Raw genomic sequence first — 17322 nt, forward strand, 5'->3', positions numbered from 1 at the left:
TTTATAGCGGGCAACGCCATGCAGATTAGAGAAGTGAATAATGGATAAGAAAACTGTTCTGACGGGTATTACTACTACAGGTACACCTCACATTGGGAATTACTTGGGTGCGATTAAGCCTGCCATCGAAATGAGTCAGACAGGTGAGTACAACAACTGCTATTTCCTAGCTGATTTCCACGCATTAATTAAGTGCCACGATCCAGAGCGTGTTGCTCAATCAACACGTGAGATCGCAGCGACTTGGTTGGCGCTAGGCTTAGATACGGATAAAGCGACTTTCTACCGTCAAACAGATATCCCTGAGATCACGGAACTAACGTGGATTCTAACCTGCATGTGTTCTAAAGGTCTGATGAACCGTGCTCACGCTTACAAAGCTTCTGTTGATGCTAACCGCGATGCGGGTAGCAGCGATCTGGATGATGGCATCACAATGGGTCTATTCAGCTACCCAATTCTAATGGCAGCTGACATCCTGATGTTCAATGCTGATCTTATTCCAGTAGGTAAGGATCAGATTCAACACATTGAGATGGCGCGTGATATGGCGGGCCGTTTTAATCACACTTACGAAAACCTGTTCACATTGCCAGAAGCGGTAGTGGATGAGCAGACTCAGCTAATTCCGGGTCTGGATGGTCGTAAGATGTCGAAGAGCTACGACAACACGATTCCGCTGTTTGCTTCTACTGATGAACTATACAAGCTGATTAAGCAAATCAAAACGGACACGCGCGAGCCGGGTGAACCTAAAGATGCTGATAACAGCACAATCTTCCAGCTATACAACTGCTTTGCTAATGAAAATGAAGCAGCTGCAATGCGCCAGCAGTTCGAAAACGGTATCGGTTGGGGCGATGCGAAGAAGGAACTATTTGAGTTCCTAGACGCAAAATTGTCTGCTCCACGTGCTCGCTACAATGAGTTGATGAACGATCTTGGTGAAGTGGAAGAGGTTCTACAGAAGGGCGCCGCTAAAGCTCGTGAGATCACTTCTCCGTTGATGGATAAGGCGCGAATTGCGGCTGGTATTCGCCCACTAACTTACGTTGCAGAAGCTAAAACGGAAGTTAAAAAGAAAAAAGAAAAATCTGCTGAAGAGATCGCGCGTGCTGAAGAAGGCCGTCGTCGCGGTATCTTGATGCAGCTTAAGCCTCTACTTGAGCAAGTTGAGCAAGCGGACGACAAAGCAGCGGCTGCGCAATCTGTGATCGCTGAGAAAACGGCTCAGGTTGAAGGCTTGAAGAAAAAGCAAAAGCAGAAAGCTCAGAATGAACTTGATCTACTTCAAGAAGAGCTAGCAGCTTACCTATAAATTTAAAAAGGCTAAGTTAAATATGTTTACGACAATTATTAGCGCCGAACAGCTTCAGAATCACATATCAGAATCTGATTGGGTAGTTTTTGATTGTCGTTTTAATTTAGCGGATACCTCGGCGGGTAAAAATGCCTACCTTGAAGGGCATATCCCAGAAGCGATCTATATCGATCTTGATCAGGATCTATCCTCGCCGATTACGCCTGAAACGGGTCGTCATCCGCTACCTGATTTAGAGCAGTTGGTTGATCATTTAGCGCAGGCGGGAGTGAACAATAACACTCAAGTCGTTGTTTATGACGATTGTGCTGGGGCTATGGCGGCGCGTTGCTGGTGGTTGTTACGTCTAGTGGGGCATAAAGCGGTAGCGGTGTTGGATGGAGGTCTATCTGCTTGGCAATCGCTAGGCGGTGAGTTAAATGATGATATTCCACAACCGACTTCTACTGCGTATACATTATCGTTACTGCCAAATCAGAATTTGACGGTAGCCGAGGTTGAACAGGCACTTGATGCTCAGTCCATCTATCTTGTTGATGCTCGTGCAGCCGAGCGCTATCGAGGAGAGGTGGAGCCAATCGACCCAATCGCTGGTCATGTTCCAAGTGCTTTAAACCGTCCACTGACGGATAACTTAGCCGAGGGTAAATTTAAGCCTGTAGCTCAGCTTCGTAAAGAGTGGTTAAGCGTCTTAGGCGGTAAATCGGTCGAAGCCGTGGTTCACATGTGTGGGTCCGGTGTGACAGCTTGTCACAATCAATTGGCGATGGAGATTGCGGGATTGAGTGGTAGCCGGGTTTATAGTGGTTCTTGGAGCGAGTGGATCAGAGATCCAGCTCGTCCAATTGCGACTAAGTCCTAAATTTATCTACCAATCTCATTTAGTTTCCAGTCATAGTGATAGTCTGAAACCTCTGTAGCTTGTTTCAGTTTCTCTTTTAAGTCAGCATCGGCGTATTGCTTTAGGTGTTCGATCAGCTCACTTTCGTTGTTTCCGAAATCCTCTTTAAACCACTTATAGATACTGGAAAGGTGCAGGCTATTACCTTCAAATCGTGCGCCTCGAGGGTGGTTTATATAATCCTTCGCGCCTTGATTTAGAAGCTGTTCGCTATTGTCTGCGGTAAAGGCCTGAGGTTGAAGGTTGGGGCAGCCGATTGATGCACAGTTAACGGCATAGTGGATGCGTGGGTCTTTCCAAATAGGGCGAAGGATACGATGTTCAATATCGTCTAGGCTGACTTGTTTCCCATTCACTGCTAGCAGTTGTTTTTTCCACGGACCATCGCTGAAAAAGCCCGGTGAAATATCGATATCCCGAATCGACTTCACGGGGTAATGGTCCAGAATCACATCAACCGTCAGCGCGTTATATAAATTGATCCAATAAGCTTGCTGTTCAGCGCGGTTGTATTGATGAATATTAATAGCAGCTACGCGTTGAAGATAAGCTTTAAGTTCAGTTCTATCTGCTGAAGATACATTGGCGTAGTTGATCAGATTGATGCCATCAGAAGAGCGCTTAACATAGCGTTGCAGGTATTGGTCCCAGGCAGAATGGTCGATAGTGGCTGTGCTTGATTGATCATGTTTAAGCCAAAAATCCCAAAGTTCGGCACTTGGGGCTGCAATAGCTAGGGTACTGAAAAGCCATAGGCAGGCTGTTGCTAAGAATTTATTTATCATCATTCATTACTATTCATTAAAAGCATGTTTTAAGTGTGACTTTGAATATTGCTGAAAATTCCCTCACAGAATATTTTTAAAGCTCTATTTAAAAGCTTTATCGAAGCGATCAATTTAAATCAATGTTGGCAAAGGTAAGATCCCTCTATACTGTGATGGTAATTATTGAGGGGATTTTGAGGACATTGTTATGGCGCAGTATCAAAAGGGTGTGATTGCAGAGGCAAGCCCATTTGCTCTTTTTCTGACGTTTAATCAAACTCGAACAGCAGATGCGTTAAGCAGGGTAAAACAGCTACTAGCAAAGGTACCTAGCCTTGAGCGTGAATTCAACCAAAGTCATCCAGATGGTGAGATTCATATCGTTGCTGCGATCGGTAGCCACTACTGGTCGCAACTGCAGATTGGACCTGCACCGAGTGCTCTTAAGCCATTCCCAAATTTCGAAAATGGTGAAAACGTTGCTCCTAATACACCTGTAGATCTATTTTTTCATATCCGGTCCCAAGGGAAAGACCTTAACTTTTTAGTCGCGCAGAAGCTTCGAGAGGAGCTAGCTGATGCGGTGACGCTGGTGGAAGAAATCGAAGGATTTAGATATCTGGATTCGCGTGATCTTACTGGTTTTGTCGATGGTACTGAAAACCCTGAAGGAGATAACCGAGTCAGTGTGGCGGTTGTAGGTGAAGAGGATGCCCAGTTTAGTGGTGGTTCTTATATTCATATCCAACGTTATGAGCACAATATGCCATTCTGGAACGCGCAGCCTACTAAACTGCAGGAAGATACTGTCGGGCGAACTAAAGCGGATAATATTGAGTATCCATCATCGGATAAAGCCCTGACAGCGCACACCAAAAGGACTTCCCTGAAAGATGCTGATGGTAACTCCATCGAAATCCTCAGACACAGTATGCCTTACGGTGATACTCAGACGTGCGGGTTACTTTTCGCTAGTTACTGTCGGACACCGGAGAATTTTACACTGATGCTGCAAAGCATGGTCGAGGGCGATGGCCATGGTCATACCGATCACCTTCTGAAATATACTCGTGCGGTAACAGGGCACTCGTTGTTTGCTCCATCGGTGTCCTTTTTAGAATCGTTGGCTGATAATTAAGCAGCTTTACTGATGTTGGGCTAAGCTTAAGGGTATGCTTTTAAAAAGAGTCGATATTATGCAGCCCAATATGAGGACCAGAGCAATCGCGGTTGTCACCGTTGATGGGGAAAATTACGAAATTGATGGATGCTATAAAGGTAAGCAAAGAAAGGCGTCTTGGTTCAATGTCATTAAAACAAGTGATCGGAAAATACAGGTCGAACACTTAGATGAATTTCCTTCTCATGAAAAGATTCGTGAAATATTAAATTGATCTGCAAATTAGTTAATAAAAAAGCCAGCTATGATGCTGGCTTTTTCGTTTATGTGAACTTTTTAGTAAGACTTATTGCACCATTTCGTTGTCGGTGAACATGCCTTCAAACAGAGCTGAAGATAGGTAACGCTCGCCAGAATCTGGAAGGATAACAACGATGTTCTTATCTTTGTTTTCAGGCTGTTGCGCAACGCGAAGTGCAGCACATAGCGCAGCACCGCAAGAGATACCTGCCATGATGCCTTCTTTTTCCATTAGCAGGCGTGCTGTTTCAATAGCATCTTCGTTGCTTACCTGCTCAACCTGATCAACTAGTTCTAGGTCTAAGTTTTTCGGTACAAAGCCAGCGCCAATACCCTGAATCTTATGCGGAGATGGTTTAACTTCTTCACCGTTAATCGTCTGTGTAATAACTGGTGAAGAAACAGGTTCAACCGCAACGGATGTGATCGCTTTGCCTTGAGTGTTTTTGATATAACGAGAAGTACCAGTGATCGTACCACCTGTACCTACACCTGCGACTAGGATATCCACTTGGCCGTCTGTGTCGTTCCAGATCTCTGGGCCTGTTGTTTTTTCGTGGATTTCTGGGTTAGCCGGGTTTTCAAACTGTTGTAGCATCATGTGAGTATCTGGATTCGCATCCACGATCTCTTGTGCTTTATCAATCGCACCTTTCATGCCCTTAGCAGGTTCCGTCAGAACAATTTCAGCACCTAGTGCTTTCATGATCTTACGGCGCTCAAGGCTCATAGACGAAGGCATAGTGAAGACAATGTCGTAGCCACGAGACGCTGCAACGAAAGCTAGTGCAATGCCTGTGTTACCACTAGTCGGCTCAACCATGGTCATACCCTGTTTTAGGGCACCGCTTTTTTCAGCAGACCAGATCATGTTTGCGCCGATACGACATTTTACGGAGCCAGCTGGGTTGCGAGATTCGATCTTTCCGAAAATATTCAGGCCTGGAGCAAAACGCTTAAGGTGAACGAGCGGAGTGTTACCAATAGTGAGGGAGTTATCTTCGTAAATCTTCATTCTGCTACCCTGTTTAATCCTTTTTATTAGGCGATATATCTAAAATGAATATATGTCGCGTCTTTTATTCGTTATCAAGTCTAGAAGTTGTATCTCAGAATTGCTGCGCTGATCAAGGCTTTTTCTATGTTTGGTGATATTTACAATCTTTAGGGCCGATGATGGTATTATTTTCACGATCTCAATTGCCTTTTTAGGGTCTTATGATGCGTGCATTTAATCGACTTCTAGCGCCTTTTATTTTTGCTATCGCTTATGCGTTGTTCCGCTCATCGATAAAACAACGTTCCAAGAAGAAGCATGACTTTGTGATGAAGTTGTTTCGCTTTGCGGCCGATAACGGTCATAAACGTGCATTGTCTGTGTATGGGCATCTACTGCATTTCCGTGGAGATGGCGTACAGAACCGCATTCAGGGAGGGATTTACATCCAGCAGGCGGCGGAAAAGGGTGATTCAAAAGCTCAGTATCAAATGGGTAAAATCTTTGAAGAGGGTTTTGAGCATTATTTTCAGCCTGACCCGACCAAGGCGTTAAAGTTTTACACACAAGCAGCCGAGCAGACGCATCAACTTGCTGTTCGTCGCTTGGTCGATATCTATACCGATGGCGAGCTAGATCAAGAACCTAATCAAGAGCGAGCAAAGCAGTGGCAGGCTAAGCAGTCAAAGCTTTAGTTATTCAATTATTCCGACGACATGGTTTCAAACTGAGTCACACCATCAGGCATAACTTCCCAGCGTGCTTTAGAGCCGACATATATGTGTTGACCAATCTCGATCTCAGGCTCACCATTTACGCAGCCTAAAGTGACCTGTAATACCTGGTCATTGTGTACGGTACACAAGGTTGATCCGCACTTCTTGCAGAACTTCACACCGAAGCCTTGTTGGTTGGTGTATGAGGTTAAGAGGGATTCTCCACTTGTCCATTTGAATTGATCCGGTTCGACAAAAGCAACTGCAGAAGCTTGGGCGTTAAATAACTTGCGGCAGCGGGAGCAATGACAGGATCGGCCGTCTTTTAAATGGCCATCAATACGGTATGTCACTTCGCCACAAAAACATTCACCGGTGATTGGCATCCATATTCTCCTTAACTATTGGTCGGCTAGTTCTGTTTAGATCGTTTGTATTGAGTCATAAAGATCTCAAAGGTTCGATCTAACTCGTCTGCGGCGCTGTTTTCATTATTGAGTTTTAACAGCTCTGTGACGGTTTCTGCCGTACAGAGATGGTCTTTATCAGGATTGCGGCGTAGGTCGTAACGACTTGGCGTTTCTGGATCGAACGCCAGTAATGGTAAGTCGGATAGCCACGGGCTTTTGCGAACGATCTTACGTACCTCTTTCCATGTACCGTCTGGAATAATGATCAGAGTTTTTCTATCTGGTGTACTCCCTGTGAATTTCTTGCTTCGACTAATAAGCTCGGGGCGGTCCGCAGGGAATAGCAGCCAAGTATCGGTATTCTTATCTTGAATGCGATCGATTAACTCTTGTGGCGGGTCGGTACGTTTCCAGATATAGATTGAGCTATTAGGCAAAACCTTTTGGATAATCTTGCTGGTGGTTGTTGGACGTGGCGGCTCATTTTCGTGTAGCAGCAATGCTAACTTTAATTGGCTACCTTGAGGTGTAATTTGGCTGCAGCAGCAATAGGGAGTTGCTAGACCACAGCCTTCACAAAATGAATCGGGCAAAGTGTTATCGTTTTTCCATTTGAACTTTAAATTTCAGAGTTACTTCGCCTTGAGGAGGTACTTCCAATTTCCAGCGCGCACTGCCGCCCATCACTTTTTCAAATGGGTGGCTACTCTCTTTCATCGCCCATTGTAGCGGGAAATTACCGGTCATTTCTAATTTTGCGGCGGTGGTACGGCTGTTACTGATTTTCAGCTCCTGCGCAACCATAAAGCCGTTAAAGGTCTTACTAAAATACGTTTGCTTACGGTGGATAGATACATCGAAGGCTTTTCCTTGCTGGATCTTAACCTCATCGTTTTCACCAGTATGTCCAATGTTACCGCCCCCGGCAAACTGCAATGAGCCTTTGCTGTCAGGGGTAAACGTGCGAACTTTACCAGCAGGTAATGGCGTACCTAGATTACTCTTTTTATCGTTTTTAAAGGTCAACGTCAGTTGAGGTTTTACTCGATGCTGATTGCGTTCCAAGGTTGGGTAGATCAAGAATTCATAGTTATAGCTACGTGCTACAGGGATCTCTTTGGCTGTAAGGAAAGATACCTGTTTTACTTGCCCATTTAGCAAGTCTACCTTGCGAGGGAGATCGAATAGGTGGAAGTCACCTAAGCTCTCTTGTGCCATGGTTTTAGGCGCTGAACGAGCCATCGCGCCGACTGCAAAATCGGCCTGAAGCATCTCTGCATGGCGATTGCTGCCAGGGTTATTTAGGCTGCCTGCAACGAGAGATATTTGTGTGTCTTTGTAATCCGCACCAGTATTGTTGGTTAAACTAGCAAGGCCGTCTAGGGAGGCTTTATTACCTGCTTCATTCAGGGTTAAAACGTAGTCCATGCCCCAATTTAAACCGCCTGTCAGATAACTGATACGAGAGAGTTGTGACTTCGATGTACCAGCGGTGCGGAAGTTTACGCTTGGCTTGCTCAATAGCTGTGGCGGTAGGCTAGGGAAAATGAATCGCCACTGATTATTAAGCGGAATACTTTCAAAACGGTTGTTGCGCTTAATCAGAGCGCGGTTACCGTCCATGTTAAGCAACTCCACCTGACTAATAACTTCTTGGCCTGAGACAGGGTTTAAGCGCGCTAGTTGCAGCTGCTTACCTACATAATGTTTCAGCAAATTGCGCTGGTTTAGCAGATTAGTATTTAAGTTTTGCTCTAAAATTTTTCCTGCATTATCAATCCGCAAGCTTTCGACTTGAAGCTGTTCACTGACATCTTCCAGTGTGATTTTCTGATCTGTACGTAGTGGTGGAAGTTGGCGTGTTTCTCTAACTAAACCCAAGTTTTGGTTATACAGCGTTAGATTAAGTGACTTGCGTTGCTCTGAACTGATTTGAAGAGCGTCCGCTGCTTGCGCAGTGAATGGTAGAAGGCCCGCTATAAGCAAGCACAGGTATGATTGGCGTTTGTTCATATCAATATTGTCCCTGAATCTTTATTCCATTAAGGCAACGCCAGGCTTAACTGAGGCTGAGCAGTTAAGCCTGAAACTTGTTCTAGTCTAGATCTAAAGCAACACGGAAGCCCCAGCTATTGCGTTTAGAATCGATCGGGTGGCGGTAGCGACTGGCAGGTCTAATTAAACGCTCGATCTCAAACCAAGAACCGCCACGCATAACCCGATTTTTACAAGCTCTCTTCTGGTAAGCTGATCCGTCTATAGGTGCAGAAGCGTAGTTTTCGAGATAGCAATCTGCAACCCACTCATCAACGTTACCGGTCATGTCGTGAAGTCCCCATTCGTTGGCAGGGAAACTACCGACAGGTGCTGTTTGTTGACCATCCCATTGACTTCCGCAGCCTGCACAAGCAGCCATATTTTCTTTTAGCTCATTTCCCCACCAATAAGTGGTTAAGCTGCCAGCTCGAGCTGCATACTCCCATTCAGCTTCTGTCGGAAGGCGATAAGGCTGACCTGTTTCACCACTGAGCCATCTGGTATAAGCAACAGCATCGCGCCAAGTTACGTTGATCACAGGGCGATTACCTCGCCCCCAACCACCGTCATCGGGCAGGGCTCTGCGGGTCGCTTTGGCAAAGGCATCATATTCGGCAAAGGTCACTTCAAATCGAGAAAGGGCAAATGGCTTTTTGATAGTGACAACATGCACAGGCTTTTCATTATCGTCACCAATGCCCGCTTGGTCGCCCATACGGAAGTTTCCTGAAGGCAGTACGACCATATCTGGACCATATAGGGTGTCGGATATCTGATCTTTAAATAATTGCTGTCCCGGTTCATCTGGCTCTTGATTGTTGAGTTTTTTCAAGGCCGCTTCTAAATCATGTTCTAGAACCGCTTTGCTTATTGTGAGCGAGCGAAGCTCTTTTTCCTGATTGTTGTGAAGCTCTTGTTGAGCTTGTAAAGAATCGTACATTTGCTGTAAGGCTTCTTGCTGCTTCTTGATTTGCAGAGCCTGAAAGTCTTTCTCTTTGAAGTTCATGAAGTCAGAGATAAACCAACCAAGCAGGTAGCCACTAATAAACAGCACAGAGCCTGCTATGGTATAGATCGCTGTTTTAGGTATTTTAGGCAACTTTAAGCCGACCTTAAGTTTATCTTTTAAAGAAGGCTTGCTCTCTTCTGATGTAAGTTCTTCGCTCTCTGTATCATCGTTTACCGAAGCGTCGGTTGTAGCTTCGCCATCTTCTGTGCCTTCAGATTCGGCAGGCGCAGTCTCGTCTTCTGTTTGTGGAGGGAAGAGGGCTTTAACAAGCTCTGTACAGTTAGGTGGACGCTCTTCTAAATCGGTTGAAAGCGCTTTTTGGAGAACCTCCCACTGTTCATTATCTAATCCAGAAGGTTGATCTAGTTGTTTACGAACTCTATCTGCTTCCCCTTCGGTACTTTTAAAAGCAGGTTTGCCGGTAAATAACTCATACAAAATGCAGGCGTAAGAATATACGTCGGTTTTGCGGCTTAACTGACTAGGGTGAAAAGCTTCGGGCGATTGGTATTGCTGGTAATGGAAAGGCTCTTTGCTAAAAGCCGCAATCGCTTCATAACATTCACGTACGGCAAAGAGTGTTAGTTTTACCCCGCCTTTACGGTTGATAAAGATCGTTTCGCTATCTAGACAGGCATGTGGCTTTCGTAACTTTTGAAAGCCCATATCTATAGCATAAGCAACTTGTCTGATCAGACCCAGCTGTTGATTGGGCTGAAGTGAATTACCTTTTTTAATGAGGGCCGCTAGGGTCAGGCCATCAAGTTTTTCGTAGGAAAGGAAAAGTAGCCCACCTTTATGACTGAAGAAACCATAGCATTCCGCTATATGCTTGTTTTGCAGTTGCTTGCTGAGCGCTGCATGCTTTTTGATATTTTCGGCAAAACTATTTTGTTTAAGGAAATTGGGATTAAGAATAAGCAGGGTAACTAAAGGGCTGCCTGCAACGCCAACATCTTCCGCTTGCCATAGTTGTCCAAACGGATGAGGACTGTTGTGTTTGATAAGTTTAAAACGATGATGCTCTGGCCCAAGGAGAGTCCCTTCTTGTAAAGCATCATAAATAGTTTCTGGCGAGTCGCTCATAAAGACTGATCCTATTCCTTATCCATGTGCATATCATAGACAAGGCCAGCCTTCTTGGTTAGCACTATTTTGCTACTTTTTATTGGAACACTTTGATTTATAACGCCTAGGAAGCTTTGATATAGGAAAACTTCCTAGGACTAGGTTGTTCAGCTTCAGATAGATGTATCTAAAGGAGGGAAGCTTTTAACTAAATCATCTACGGCTTTCATCTGTGTTAGGTATGCTTCAAGCGTGCTTAATGGTAGCGCACAAGGGCCATCACATTTGGCTTTTTCTGGATCAGGGTGTGCTTCTAAGAATAGACCGGCAATGCCCTGAGATAAGCCTGCGCGAGAAAGTTGGGCGGCAAGTGCGCGGCGTCCACCGGCTGAATCGGCACGGCCCCCGGGCATTTGTAGAGCGTGGGTTGCATCAAACATAACGGGGTAGCCAAACTCTTTCATGATAGAGAAGCCGAGCATATCAACGATCAAGTTATTGTAGCCGTAGCAAGAACCACGTTCACATAAGATCAGACGATCGTTACCTGCTTCTTCACACTTGTGCAGGATATGTTTCATCTCTTGTGGCGCTAGGAACTGTGCTTTCTTAATGTTGATAACTGCATCGGTTTTAGCCATTGCTTCTACCAGATCTGTCTGACGTGACAGAAAAGCTGGAAGCTGGATGATATCGCAGACTTCGGCAGCAGGCGCTGCTTGGAATGGCTCGTGCACATCAGTAATCAAAGGCACTTTGAATGTGTCTTTGATCTCTTGAAGGATCTTAAGACCCTCATCTAAACCGGGACCACGGAAAGAGGTTAGGGAAGAGCGGTTTGCTTTATCGAACGATGCTTTAAAAACATAAGGGATGCCTAGCTTTTCAGTAACAGTGACATAGTGTTCGGCAATCTCCATGGCTAAATCACGGGATTCCAATACGTTCATGCCGCCAAATAGCACCATCGGTTTGTCGTTGGCAATTTCAAAATCTGCGACCTGTACGCTCTTCTGTTGCATCTTTGTAGTCATCCATAAAAGTCAGAAAGATGCATTATAACGGCTTCTTAGCAGAGAGGCTTTTAATTTGTTGTTGGAAAAAGGTGTGCGTATTTTCCAATCCATTCAAGCGCTGCATCTTGATCTGAGAGCTCGCGGCCCTCTTCATTCAGCACATGGCTCCTATAGCGTTGTATATAACAAAGCTGCTCTAACATACGAATACGTATAAGCGCGTCAGAGTTGTTAAAGGTTATTCCTAGTTCATAACCCTGAGGGGTGTCGTCACAGCTTTGGATAACGCCATAAACCTCTAGATTTTCAGCAATGCTAGGAATTTTGATTTGAATATTCTCACCCAAATGGAATGGCGTAGGTGAGTGACAGATAAGTTGGAGTGAAGAGGGTAGTGTAGAAACCGAATGGGTCTCTTGGAGCTTGAGTTCGATTGGGAACTCATCGGGATGACGAATAAGCACTTTTGAATCGCCCATGATAATCACCTTACCAGTACTGCCAGTATAGCTATGATTCGCATAACTGTTGTATTTTATTTATCGGCTGGTGTTTTCCAGTCTGAAGAAATAAATGGTTAGAAACTGTACGACTTTGGAGTGAATACGAGGGGACCTTATGTCAGAGCATAAAGAAGGCCAAGCAGCACCAGATGAAGCCTGCAAACAATTACAGGAAAGTAAGAAAACCTTGTTGCTGTCGACTCTGAGTGCCGAAGGGTTCCCTGAAATTAGTTATGCGCCCTATGTGAAGGATAAGCAGGGGAGCTTTTATATTTTTATTAGTGAGTTAGCAGCGCATACCCAGAGTTTATTAGCGAACAATGAATGTTCCGTTATGTTTATTACCGATGAGGAACAGTCGCAGAATCTCTTTGCGCGTGAGCGTCTAATCTTTAGCTGTTTATCTGAGCGGGTTGATAATCAAGAGGATGCCTATCTGAGCATACTGGATGATTTAGAAGAGAAGTTTGGGAACGTTGTGGGGATGTTACGTTCCCTGCCAGATTTTCATCTGTTCAGATTAAAACCACAGCAGGGGCGTTATGTCGTAGGTTTCGGTAAAGCTTATGTTGTAGATCCGAGCTCCGGATCGCTGGAACATATTAGCGAGAAAACGTTAAAAGAATCGAAACCTAAATAGATATGAGGATGCTTAGGCGGCTCCGCCCATCATCTCTACAACGACAGTTTTTACCAAGAAGGCAGCCAAGCCTAAGCCTAGGGCAAAAAATAAAATGGCAGTACCGAATTTACCGGCGTTGGATTTTTTTGCTAGATCGTAAATGATAAAGAATATAAAACCAGCAAATACTGCAAGACCAATGTTCAGAGCAATTGCTTCCATTTCTGCTAAACGCATTTAGGCTACCTCTGCTTTAAGCTTAAAATTGGCTGCAAATCATACAGGATTTTGTTGTAGAACGGTACTCAGGGAGTGTTGCTCAAAAGCGTACGTTGCGCTTTAAATTTGCACCAAAATTTGGCGTGGAATTGGACGACTTGCGATGGGTCAAAAAAATAAAAAAAAGTTGGATTGCGGTAAAAATAATTAGTTCCCCTGAAAGCCCCGCCAAATCAATGTTTTCGCTGTTTTTTAGGGCTCGCCTACACTCTAAAAAGTCCAAAATCAAGAGTTGCATTCACCTCTTATATCACTATATTTAGTGTCTTGAATGACTTGAAGCACCACATGTTGTGCCTCTTGACAGAGTAGAGTCTAAAACCTGCAGCCCGCATGATCGCGTTATTTTTCGTGCTTTTGCCAGATTTTAACGGCAAATTCAGGGCTAAAAGCAGGATCATAATTACAAATATATCTGAGTGTTATTTGGAAGGTCGCATGCAGCAAGATCTGATGGTTACGAAAAGGGATGGTCGGCAAGAACAGCTTGATCTAGAAAAGATCCACAAAGTTGTAATCTGGGCCGCAGAAGGATTAAACGCAGTATCACCGTCAGAAGTTGAGCTTAAAGCTCACTTACAGTTCTTCGAGGGTATGAAAACCTTCGATATCCACGAGACGCTAATCAAGTCCGCTGCCGATCTAATTTCAGAAGATGCACCTGATTACCAATACCTATCTGCTCGCTTGGCTATCTTCCATTTGCGCAAGCGTGCATTTGGTCAATTCGAGCCACCACACCTGTATCAACATGTTGCAACACAGGTAGAAGCGGGCCGTTATGATAAACATCTAATCGCAGACTACACAGAACAAGAGTGGGGCGTTCTTAACGACTACCTAGATCACAAACGTGATATGAACTTCTCTTACTCTGCGGTTAAACAGCTGGAAGGTAAGTACCTTGTCCAGAACCGTGTAACTGGCGAAGTTTACGAAAGCCCACAGATTCTTTACATGCTAGTGGCAGCTTGCCTGTTCGCGGATTATCCGAAAGAAACGCGTTTGGATTACGTTAAGCGTTTCTACGATGCGACTTCTCTATTTAAGCTATCTCTGCCTACACCAATCATGGCAGGTGTGCGTACACCTACGCGTCAGTTCAGCTCATGCGTACTGATTGAAACAGGTGACAGCCTAGACTCGATCAATGCAACATCTGCATCGATTGTTAAATACGTATCTCAGCGTGCAGGTATTGGTATCAACGCCGGTGGTATTCGTGCACTTGGTAGCCCAATCCGTAATGGTGAGGCGTACCACACAGGTTGTATCCCATTCTATAAACACTTCCAGACAGCGGTTAAATCATGCTCTCAAGGTGGTGTGCGTGGTGGTGCAGCAACGCTGTTCTACCCAATTTGGCACTTAGAAGTTGAATCTCTATTGGTTCTTAAAAACAACCGTGGTGTTGAAGAGAACCGTGTACGTCACCTTGATTACGGCGTACAGATCAACAAGCTAATGTACACTCGCTTGATCAAAGGCGGCGAAATCACATTGTTCAGCCCACACGAAGTGCCGGGCCTATACGAAGCCTTCTTTGCTGATCAAGATGAGTTTGAGCGTCTATACGTTCAATACGAGAACGATCCAAACATCCGTAAAGAGAAAATCAAAGCGGTTGAACTGTTCGGTATCCTTGCTGCAGAGCGTGCGCAGACGGGTCGTATCTACATTCAGAACGTTGACCACTGTAATACGCACAGCCCATTTGATCCGGCTGTTGCACCTGTTAAGCAGTCTAACCTTTGCTTGGAAATCGCACTGCCAACTAAACCGTTGCAGCATGTGAATGATCCAGAAGGTGAGATCGCACTTTGTACGCTGTCTGCGTTTAACCTAGGTGCCCTAGAGAACCTAGATGAGCTAGATAACCTAGCTGATCTGATCGTTCGTGCGTTGGATAACCTATTGGATTATCAGGATTACCCAATCCCAGCAGCGCATACATCGACAATGAATCGTCGTCCTCTAGGTGTTGGTGTGACTAACTTCGCATACTACCTAGCGAAGAACGGCGTTAAGTACTCCGATGGTTCCGCAAACGGCCTAGTACACAAAACATTTGAAGCGGTTCAGTACTACCTACTGAAAGCCTCTAACGAGCTAGCTAAAGAGCGTGGTGCTTGTCCTAAGTTTGACGAGACTGTTTACTCGAAAGGCTTGCTACCAATCGACACTTATAAGCGTGAAGTAGATGAGTTCTGTGAAGAGCCATTGCACTACTTCTGGGAAACACTACGCGAAGACATCAAAGAGTTTGGTCTACGCAACAGTACTCTAACAGCGCTAATGCCTTGTGAAACATCTTCACAGATCACTAACTCGACTAACGGTATCGAGCCACCACGTGGTTACGTATCGGTTAAGGCGAGTAAAGATGGCATCATGAAGCAGGTTGTTCCGGGTTACACCGAGCTGCGCGACCAGTATGAACTGCTTTGGGATATTCCAAACAACACTGGTTACCTACAGCTTGTTGGTATCATGCAGAAGTTTGTGGATCAGTCCATCTCTGCAAATACTAACTACGATCCTGCGTTGTTCCCGAACGACAAAGTACCAATGAAGCAGCTTCTTCAAGACCTGCTTACGGCTTACAAATACGGTGTTAAAACCCTTTATTACCATAACACCCGTGATGGTGCTTCTGACCAAGCAGATGACGGTGGTTGTGAAGGTGGTGCGTGCAAACTGTAATAGGTTTGCCGCAATCCACTGACCACTCAGAGTAAAGCGCCTGTCACAATGTGTCAGGCAATATAATTAGATTTATCCAGGTTTCAGGAACGAACACTCCGATGGCGTACACTACGTTCAGTCACAGTACTCACGATGCAACTAAAGAGCCGATGTTTTTCGGCAAAAGCGTAAACGTTGCTCGTTACGACAGACAAAAATATCCAATCTTTGAAAAGCTGATTGAAAAGCAGCTGTCGTTCTTCTGGCGTCCAGAAGAGGTCGATTTATCGACTGACCGTAAAGATTTTATGAATATGCCGGAGCACGAAAAGCATATTTTCTTGAGCAACTTGAAGTACCAGACGCTACTTGATTCTGTTCAAGGACGTTCACCTAACGTTGCTTTTCTACCAGTCGTGTCTATACCTGAGTTGGAAACATGGTTCGAGACTTGGGCGTTTAGTGAAACGATTCACAGCCGCTCTTACACGCATATTATTCGTAATATCATCACTGAGCCGTCTGAAGTATTCGATCAAATCGTAACAAACCCAGAGATCATTCGCCGTGCGGATTCTGTGACACGTTTGTACGATGAGTTCATCAACCTATCCAGTGTTTACAGCATTCACGGTGAAGGCCTACATACGGTTGATGGCAAGGTTTACGACACGTCTATGCGTAACCTTAAGAAGAAACTTTACCTAACGTTAGTATCTATCAACGTACTAGAAGCGATCCGTTTCTACGTAAGTTTTGCATGTTCTTTTGCCTTTGCAGAACGTGCGATCATGGAAGGTAACGCCAAGATCATTAAACTGATCGCCCGTGATGAAGCACTGCACCTAACGGGTACGCAGCATATGCTAAACATCATGGCATCTGGTGCTGATGACCCTATCTTTAAAGAGATTGCTAAAGAGTGTGAGCCTGAGGTTTACGCCATCTTTAAAGAAGCAGCTCAACAAGAGAAAGATTGGGCTGAGTACCTGTTCCGTGAAGGTTCAATGATCGGTCTTAACGCTCAGATCCTATCTGACTACGTTGAGTACATTACTAACGTACGTATGAAAGCGCTGAACTTGGAAGAGATCTTCCCATCACGTCAAAACCCACTGCCGTGGATGAATGCGTGGTTGATCAGTGACAACGTTCAAGTGGCACCGCAGGAAGCGGAGATCAGCTCTTACCTTGTAGGTCAGATCGACAACGAGGTAGATGAAGGTGATTTCGACGGCTTTGATCTATAAGAGGCAAGCGCATGTCTGGCCCATCACGCATCAAAGTTAACCATCACCATACGTTCTACTATCAGTACGAACCAACCTTACTCGACGCGCTGGAAGCACAAGAGATTCCAGCGCCATACAACTGCCGTGGTGGATACTGCGGCTGTTGTAAAGTTCGCCTGATCGAAGGTGAAGTTCAATATGTTCAAGAGAGCTTATTGGACCTGCAGGATGACGAAGTTCTGACCTGCTGCTGTATTCCCAAAACACATATCGAATTAGAGATGCCTGACGAGTAAGTGGGCACTTCTTAATCCTTTCTTTGCACCAAAAAAATAATGC

Annotated in this window: 18 protein-coding genes; 9 read left to right on the forward strand and 9 right to left on the reverse strand. The window is 45.0% G+C overall.

All coding sequences use genetic code 11. From position 1 onward, the window contains the following. The first annotated feature begins 40 nt into the window (after window positions 1-40). Both ACMXYS_RS03835 and ACMXYS_RS03840 read left to right on the forward strand, forming a co-directional pair. Window positions 41-1318: a tryptophan--tRNA ligase gene (locus ACMXYS_RS03835; RefSeq protein ID WP_415897639.1), complete on the forward strand. Its 1278-nt coding sequence runs from the start codon at window positions 41-43 to the stop codon at window positions 1316-1318. Between the two features lie 22 nt (window positions 1319-1340). After that, a complete protein-coding gene (locus ACMXYS_RS03840; RefSeq protein ID WP_415897640.1) occupies window positions 1341-2183 on the forward strand; it encodes a sulfurtransferase in 843 nt (280 codons plus the stop codon). Between the two features lie 2 nt (window positions 2184-2185). Here ACMXYS_RS03840 and ACMXYS_RS03845 read toward each other — a convergent pair whose 3' ends face one another. Then, window positions 2186-3010, reverse strand: a complete 825-nt coding sequence (locus ACMXYS_RS03845; protein WP_415897641.1) for a DUF547 domain-containing protein — start codon at window positions 3008-3010, stop codon at window positions 2186-2188. Window positions 3011-3197: 187 nt separating this feature from the next. Here ACMXYS_RS03845 and ACMXYS_RS03850 point away from each other — a divergent pair, with 187 nt between their 5' ends. Together ACMXYS_RS03850 and ACMXYS_RS03855 are read left to right on the forward strand one after the other, a co-directional pair. Then, entirely contained in the window at window positions 3198-4127 is a 930-nt protein-coding gene (locus tag ACMXYS_RS03850; RefSeq protein ID WP_415897642.1) for a Dyp-type peroxidase, read from the forward strand. 70 nt (window positions 4128-4197) lie between these two features. Continuing rightward, window positions 4198-4383 carry a hypothetical protein gene (locus ACMXYS_RS03855; protein ID WP_415883685.1) on the forward strand — a complete coding sequence of 62 codons (186 nt, stop codon included), beginning with the start codon at window positions 4198-4200 and terminating at the stop codon, window positions 4381-4383. A 72-nt stretch (window positions 4384-4455) separates the two neighbouring features. Here ACMXYS_RS03855 and cysK read toward each other — a convergent pair whose 3' ends face one another. Beyond that, window positions 4456-5424 carry a cysteine synthase A gene (cysK, locus tag ACMXYS_RS03860; RefSeq protein ID WP_415883686.1) on the reverse strand — a complete coding sequence of 323 codons (969 nt, stop codon included), beginning with the start codon at window positions 5422-5424 and terminating at the stop codon, window positions 4456-4458. Window positions 5425-5627: 203 nt separating this feature from the next. Here cysK and ACMXYS_RS03865 point away from each other — a divergent pair, with 203 nt between their 5' ends. Further along, window positions 5628-6101, forward strand: a complete 474-nt coding sequence (locus ACMXYS_RS03865) for a tetratricopeptide repeat protein (RefSeq protein ID WP_415897643.1) — start codon at window positions 5628-5630, stop codon at window positions 6099-6101. Window positions 6102-6109: 8 nt separating this feature from the next. Here the strand turns inward: ACMXYS_RS03865 and ACMXYS_RS03870 are convergent, their stop codons facing one another. The 6 genes from ACMXYS_RS03870 to ACMXYS_RS03895 all read right to left on the reverse strand — a co-directional run bounded on the left by ACMXYS_RS03870 (window position 6110) and on the right by ACMXYS_RS03895 (window position 12141). Further along, a complete protein-coding gene (locus ACMXYS_RS03870; RefSeq protein WP_415887164.1) occupies window positions 6110-6508 on the reverse strand; it encodes a GFA family protein in 399 nt (132 codons plus the stop codon). Between the two features lie 26 nt (window positions 6509-6534). Next, window positions 6535-7125: a tRNA-uridine aminocarboxypropyltransferase gene (locus ACMXYS_RS03875; protein WP_415897644.1), complete on the reverse strand. Its 591-nt coding sequence runs from the start codon at window positions 7123-7125 to the stop codon at window positions 6535-6537. Between the two features lie 4 nt (window positions 7126-7129). Continuing rightward, window positions 7130-8545: a DUF4139 domain-containing protein gene (locus tag ACMXYS_RS03880; protein WP_415897645.1), complete on the reverse strand. Its 1416-nt coding sequence runs from the start codon at window positions 8543-8545 to the stop codon at window positions 7130-7132. Window positions 8546-8627: 82 nt separating this feature from the next. Continuing rightward, window positions 8628-10664 carry an SUMF1/EgtB/PvdO family nonheme iron enzyme gene (locus tag ACMXYS_RS03885; protein WP_415897646.1) on the reverse strand — a complete coding sequence of 679 codons (2037 nt, stop codon included), beginning with the start codon at window positions 10662-10664 and terminating at the stop codon, window positions 8628-8630. A gap of 155 nt (window positions 10665-10819) precedes the next feature. After that, window positions 10820-11668: a 3-deoxy-8-phosphooctulonate synthase gene (gene kdsA, locus ACMXYS_RS03890; protein WP_415883695.1), complete on the reverse strand. Its 849-nt coding sequence runs from the start codon at window positions 11666-11668 to the stop codon at window positions 10820-10822. Between the two features lie 62 nt (window positions 11669-11730). Then, window positions 11731-12141, reverse strand: coding sequence for a hypothetical protein (locus ACMXYS_RS03895; protein ID WP_415897647.1), 411 nt, complete (start codon window positions 12139-12141; stop codon window positions 11731-11733). A 139-nt stretch (window positions 12142-12280) separates the two neighbouring features. Here ACMXYS_RS03895 and ACMXYS_RS03900 point away from each other — a divergent pair, with 139 nt between their 5' ends. Next, window positions 12281-12805, forward strand: a complete 525-nt coding sequence (locus ACMXYS_RS03900) for a HugZ family protein (protein ID WP_415897648.1) — start codon at window positions 12281-12283, stop codon at window positions 12803-12805. 12 nt (window positions 12806-12817) lie between these two features. Here the strand turns inward: ACMXYS_RS03900 and ACMXYS_RS03905 are convergent, their stop codons facing one another. Beyond that, the gene (locus ACMXYS_RS03905) at window positions 12818-13024 is read right to left on the reverse strand and encodes a DUF2788 domain-containing protein (RefSeq protein ID WP_415883698.1); all 207 of its coding nucleotides are present in this window, start codon (window positions 13022-13024) and stop codon (window positions 12818-12820) included. 480 nt (window positions 13025-13504) lie between these two features. Here ACMXYS_RS03905 and nrdA point away from each other — a divergent pair, with 480 nt between their 5' ends. The 3 genes from nrdA (at window position 13505) to yfaE (ending at window position 17279) form a co-directional block, all read left to right on the forward strand. Further along, window positions 13505-15769 (forward strand): class 1a ribonucleoside-diphosphate reductase subunit alpha, encoded by a 2265-nt coding sequence (gene nrdA / locus ACMXYS_RS03910; protein WP_415897649.1) that lies wholly within the window; start codon window positions 13505-13507, stop codon window positions 15767-15769. A 101-nt stretch (window positions 15770-15870) separates the two neighbouring features. Next, window positions 15871-17001: a class Ia ribonucleoside-diphosphate reductase subunit beta gene (nrdB, locus tag ACMXYS_RS03915; RefSeq protein WP_415897650.1), complete on the forward strand. Its 1131-nt coding sequence runs from the start codon at window positions 15871-15873 to the stop codon at window positions 16999-17001. An 11-nt stretch (window positions 17002-17012) separates the two neighbouring features. Then, a complete protein-coding gene (gene yfaE / locus ACMXYS_RS03920; protein WP_415883701.1) occupies window positions 17013-17279 on the forward strand; it encodes a class I ribonucleotide reductase maintenance protein YfaE in 267 nt (88 codons plus the stop codon). The last annotated feature ends 43 nt before the right edge of the window (window positions 17280-17322 follow it).

It is taken from the genome of Neptuniibacter sp. QD57_21 (genome assembly GCF_047778075.1).
Classification (GTDB): Bacteria; Pseudomonadota; Gammaproteobacteria; order Pseudomonadales; family Balneatricaceae; genus Neptuniibacter.